The organism is Noviherbaspirillum sp. (assembly GCF_035654295.1).
Taxonomy (GTDB): domain Bacteria; phylum Pseudomonadota; class Gammaproteobacteria; order Burkholderiales; family Burkholderiaceae_D; genus Noviherbaspirillum.
This window is the reverse complement of the sequence record NZ_DASRXF010000155.1, coordinates 1-4,203: the sequence shown is the minus strand read 5'-3', so window position 1 is coordinate 4,203 and position 4,203 is coordinate 1. Positions and strand designations below refer to the sequence as shown.

The window sequence follows — 4,203 nt, the reverse complement described above, 5'->3', positions numbered from 1 at the left end:
AGGCGGAAAGATGATGCCGCCCATTTCGGTCACTGCGGTCATGTTGCGCAGATGGGCAAGGTTGAACGGTGTTTCACGCACCATCAGCACCAGGCGGCGCCGTTCCTTGAGCACCACGTCGGCAGCGCGCGTGATCAGGTTGTCCGACAGGCCGTGCGCGATGCCCGCAAGCGTCTTCATCGAGCAAGGCGCAATCACCATGCCGTCGGACTGGAACGAACCGCTCGCGATCGAGGCGCCGATATCGCGCACGTTGTGTACCACGTGCGCCAGCGCTTCGACGTCCTTGCGGCCGAGATCGAGTTCCTGATGCAGGTTCAGCACTCCCGCATCGGAAACCATCAGGTGGGTTTCGATGCCGGGCAGGTCGCGCAGCACCTGCAGGAGCCGGACGCCATACACCGCACCGGTCGCGCCGGTGATGGCGATGATCAGGCGTTGGCCGGCCATCTGTGTTGAAGTGAAATCAGGCCTTCAGCAGGTTCTGGAGTTCGCCCGACTCGTACATCTCGGTCATGATGTCCGATCCGCCGATGAACTCGCCTTTGACGTACAGCTGCGGAATGGTCGGCCAGTTCGAGTATTCCTTGATGCCCTGGCGGACTTCCGCGTCTTCCAGCACGTTCACGGTCACGATGTTCTCGACGCCGCAAGCGTTCAGGATCTGCACCGCGCGACCGGAAAAGCCGCACTGCGGAAACTGGGCAGTGCCCTTCATGAACAGCACGACGGGGTGGGAAGTGACGGTCTCTTTGATCCAGGCTTGTACATCGCTCATGGCTTTACCTCTAAGCTCAAAAAATGGGGAATACCGCCATTATATGAAAAAGGGTGGGGCCATGCCGTTCCGGGTGGAGAAATAGGCGGACGTCCGCAGCCGAAAGTTGCCGGAAAAATAAAAAACGGGAGGCCGCTCCATGCGGCCTCCCGTCTTCCTGTCACGACGGTGTGCCTCAGCCCTTCAGCTTGGCGAAGGCCGCGGCCATCGCGCCGCCCACTGCCGCTTGCGGCGCGCGCTGGTGCTGCGAAAGACGGCGTGCGTCATTGCGGTCGCCACGCTGCTCCGGGCGGGCCCCGGGTGTCGGGGCGGTATCGTTGAGGCGCATCGTAAGGGCAATGCGCCGGCGCTTCTCATCGACTTCCAGCACTTTCACCTTCACCACCTGGCCGGCCTTGACGACGGTGTGCGGGTCGCGGACGAAGGTATTCGACAGCGCGGAAATATGCACCAGGCCGTCCTGATGGACGCCAATGTCGACGAAGGCGCCGAACGCAGCCACGTTGGTGACGACGCCTTCGAGGATCATGTCCGGGCGCAGGTCCTTGATGTCCTCGACACCTTCCTTGAAGATTGCGGTGGTGAATTCCGGACGCGGATCGCGGCCAGGCTTTTCCAGCTCTTTCAGGATATCGGTGATGGTCGGGACGCCGAACTTGTCGTCTGCGTACTTTGCCGGATTGATAGACTTCAGCAGCTTGGTGTCACCGACGACACCCTTCACATCTTTCTTGATGTCCGCCAGGATCTTCTCGACCACCGGATACGACTCGGGGTGGACGGCGGAGGCATCGAGCGGATTCTCGCCGTTCATGATGCGCAGGAAGCCGGCCGCCTGCTCGAAGGTCTTTTCGCCCAGGCGCGGTACGGACATCAGCGCGGCGCGCGAGCTGAACATGCCCTTCATGTCGCGATAGTTGACGATGCTCTGCGCCACGCTTGCGTTCAGGCCCGAAACACGGGCGAGCAGCGGCGCCGAGGCGGTGTTGACGTCCACGCCCACCGCGTTCACGCAGTCTTCCACCACCGCATCCAGCGAGCGCGCCAACTGAGTCTGGCTGACATCGTGCTGGTACTGGCCCACGCCGATCGACTTCGGATCGATCTTCACCAGCTCTGCCAACGGGTCTTGCAGGCGGCGAGCGATGGATACCGCGCCGCGCAGCGAAACGTCGAGTTCGGGCAGTTCGCGCGAAGCGTATTCGGAGGCGGAATAGACCGAGGCACCGGCCTCGGAGACGACGATCTTGGTGAGCTGAAGCTCAGGGTGGCGCTTGATCAGGTCTTGCGCCAGCTTGTCGGTTTCGCGTGAAGCGGTGCCGTTGCCGATGGAAACCAGCGCCACGTTGTGCTTGCGGGCGAGCAGGGCGAGCGTGTGGATCGAGCCTTCCCAGTCGTTGCGCGGCTGGTGCGGATAGATGGTGGAGGTGTCCACTACCTTGCCGGTGGCATCCACGACCGCGACCTTCACGCCGGTGCGCAGGCCAGGATCGAGGCCCATGGTCGCGCGCGGGCCGGCCGGGGCCGCCAGCAGCAGGTCTTTCAGGTTGCGTGCGAACACGTTGATCGCTTCGATCTCGGCGCGCTCGCGCAGGTTAGTCATCAGCTCGGTCTCGAGGTGCATGAAGACCTTCACGCGCCAAGCCCAGCGCACCGTGTCCGCCAGCCACTTGTCGGCGGGGCGGCCCTTGCTGCTCACCCCGAAGCGGGCGGCGATGCGGCTCTCGCACGGGTTGTGGGGCGCATCCCATTTCGGCTTTTCCTCTTCGCTGTCCAGGCGCAGCGATACGTTGAGGATTTCTTCGCGCCGGCCACGGAACAACGCGAGGGCACGGTGCGACGGGATGGTGCCGATGGTTTCCGAGTAGTCGAAATAATCGGCGAACTTCGCACCGGCCTCTTCCTTGCCTTCCGCGACCTTGGATTCGACCACGCCGTGATCGGTCAGGTACTCGCGCAGGGATTGCAGCAGCGTGGCGTCCTCGGCGAAACGCTCCATCAGGATCTGGCGGGCGCCATCCAGTGCGGCCTTGGCGTCCGGCACGCCGGGGTTGTCGCCGTTCGGCGTCGTGAACGCGGGCTTGATGTACTTGGCCGCTTCTTCATCCGGGTTGAGCGTGGGGTTGGCCAGCAGCGCATCGGCGAGCTCGGTCAGGCCGGCTTCGGCGGCGATCTGTGCCTTGGTGCGACGCTTCGGCTTGTACGGCAGGTACAGGTCTTCGAGGCGGGTCTTGTCTTCTGCGTGCGTGACCGCATCCAGCAGCTCGGGTGTCATTTTCCCCTGCTCTTCGATCGACGCAATGATGGCCGCGCGGCGGTCTTCCAGCTCGCGCAGGTAACGCAGGCGCTCTTCCAGCAGGCGCAGTTGAATGTCGTCCAGACCGCCGGTCGCTTCCTTGCGGTAGCGCGCAATGAAGGGAACGGTGGCGCCTTCATCCAGCAGGGCGATGGCGGCAGCGACTTGCGCCGGCTTGGCGGCGAGTTCAAGGGCGAGACGTTGTTCGATGGATGGCAGCATGAAAAATCAGAAAGATGAAAACAAGCGGGTGATGATACGCAAATTGCGCGATTGCGTCAGTCTTGACAGTCAAAAAAGCGACGGCACCCGCGCTACCGTCTGCCGCCTGTCACGCGCTCGATACCCGCCAGGTCTTTCCAGCTTTGCACTTCGTGGAAGCCTTCGCGGACAAGCAGGGCGCGGACGGCGGCAGCCTGGTCGTAGCCGTGCTCCATCAGCAGCCAGCCGCCTGCGACGAGATACCGTTGCGTGCCCTCGGCAATGGTGCGGATCGCGGACAGGCCGTCCCCGTGGTCGGTCAGGGCATCCACGGGTTCGAAACGCAGGTCGCCCTGCGACAGGTGGGGATCGCCGGCAACGATGTAGGGTGGATTCGAAACGATGATGTCGAACTGCTCATTGCCGAGGGCGGCGTACCAGTCGCTGAGCAGGAAGCGCACCTTGGCCTGGTGGCGCTCGGCATTGCGCCGGGCGACGTCGAGGGCAGCCTCGCTGGCGTCCAGCGCGGTCACGCCGGCGTCGGGCCGTGCGTGCGCAATTGCGATTGCGATGGCACCGGAACCGGTCCCCATGTCGAGCAAGCGGGCCTTGTCCGGCATGCGCTCCAGTGCAAGTTCGACGAGGTGTTCCGTTTCGGGGCGGGGGATCAGCACATCCGGCGTGGTGTGCAGCAGGAGGCCGAAGAACTCGCGCTCGCCGAGGATGTAGGCAATCGGCTCACCCCTGAGTCGCCGTGCAAACAGCGCGGCGACGGCATCGGATTCCCGCTGGTTGAGGATGCGCTCCGATTGCGTCACCAGCTGCACGCGCGACAGCTGCAGGGCATGCGAGAGGAGGATGCGCGCCTCCAGCGGATCGAGCGGCGGTTTCCGCAGCAGGCTGCCGATGGTGGCGCCGGGCTCGATGA

General features: G+C 63.8%; 4 protein-coding genes. All 4 read right to left on the bottom strand.

The features are described 5' to 3' along the window. Positions 1 to 450: UbiX family flavin prenyltransferase (locus tag VFF99_RS15600; protein ID WP_325019480.1), on the bottom strand; the 450-nt coding region annotated here is incomplete at its 3' end. A gap of 16 nt (positions 451 to 466) precedes the next feature. Next, complete coding sequence (gene grxD / locus VFF99_RS15595) at positions 467 to 778, bottom strand: Grx4 family monothiol glutaredoxin (RefSeq protein ID WP_325019478.1); 312 nt, start codon at positions 776 to 778, stop codon at positions 467 to 469. A gap of 175 nt (positions 779 to 953) precedes the next feature. Further along, positions 954 to 3,296: a Tex family protein gene (locus VFF99_RS15590; RefSeq protein WP_325019476.1), complete on the bottom strand. Its 2,343-nt coding sequence runs from the start codon at positions 3,294 to 3,296 to the stop codon at positions 954 to 956. 92 nt (positions 3,297 to 3,388) lie between these two features. Continuing rightward, positions 3,389 to 4,201, bottom strand: coding sequence for a peptide chain release factor N(5)-glutamine methyltransferase (gene prmC, locus VFF99_RS15585; protein ID WP_325019474.1), 813 nt, complete (start codon positions 4,199 to 4,201; stop codon positions 3,389 to 3,391). Between the last annotated feature and the right edge of the window lie 2 nt (positions 4,202 to 4,203).

Coding starts and splice junctions, on each gene's coding strand:
- grxD (WP_325019478.1), bottom strand. CDS start 778: ATGAGCGATGTACAAGCCTGGATCAAAGAGACCGTCACTTCCCACCCC.
- VFF99_RS15590 (WP_325019476.1), bottom strand. CDS start 3,296: ATGCTGCCATCCATCGAACAACGTCTCGCCCTTGAACTCGCCGCCAAG.